General features: G+C 50.1%; 1 rRNA gene. It reads left to right on the plus strand.

Annotated elements, in window-relative coordinates:
• Positions 1–440 precede the first annotated feature (440 nt).
• Positions 441–933, plus strand: a 23S ribosomal RNA gene (locus JJ896_18555); the annotation flags it as partial.

Raw genomic sequence — 933 nt, forward strand, 5'->3', positions numbered from 1 at the left:
CCACTGAAATTGAAGTACATGTATTGAAGTAAGATGTGATGGTAGTACTGAGCGGGTGCGTAACCCCGGAAGTCACATAGTTTTATTGAAAGAATGTTAGTTGCTGCGGGAGTCTTTCGAGGCCGAAGCGGTGGCGTTAAACAGCTTGCCTGTGCGACAGGCCCGGGGCAACCCGGTAGTGCCGGAAAAGACCAGAATAAACCCTGGCGCTTCGCCCGGCGAAGTTCTTTGACATGGTGAAAAAGTATAACAATGTATAAAGAGCGGCAATCGATTGATTGTCAGCTCATATAGTATGTTTGAAGTGTTCGTTTTACGAACGCAGATAACATGCGCCTAGGGTAGCTGTAGGTGGTAGTACACCTGCAGCCCACAAGAGTAATAGCTCAAGCAATTGAGTATGTTCCTTGCGCGCACCGAGAGGTAGTGCAAGCCATATAAAATAAGCAATTAAGGGCACACGGTGGATGCCTAGGCATGCAGAGGCGAAGAAGGACGTGTAAAGCTGCGATAAGCTGCGGGGAGTTGCAAAAGAACTGTGATCCGCGGATTTCCGAATGGGGCAACCCACTCTAATTTATTAGGGTATCCTTTCGAGGAGGCATACCCGGGGAACTGAAACATCTAAGTACCCGGAGGAAGAGAAAACAACAGTGATTCCGCAAGTAGTGGCGAGCGAACGCGGAGCAGCCCAAACCGCATCCTACGGGGTGCGGGGTAGTAGGACCTGCGTAATTTTTGTAATCTTAAATCGAAGCTGTCTGGAAAGCAGCGCCACAGAAGGTGAAAGCCCTGTAGGTGTACCGATTACAAGAAGGCGGGTATCCTGAGTAGCGCGAGACCGGTGAAATCTTGCGTGAACCAGCCGGCACCATCCGGTAAGGCTAAATACATCTGCATGACCGATAGTGAACCAGTACCGTGAGGGAAAGG

It is taken from the genome of Rhodothermales bacterium (assembly GCA_017643395.1).
In the GTDB taxonomy this organism is placed as follows: domain Bacteria; phylum Bacteroidota; class Rhodothermia; order Rhodothermales; family UBA10348; genus JABDJZ01.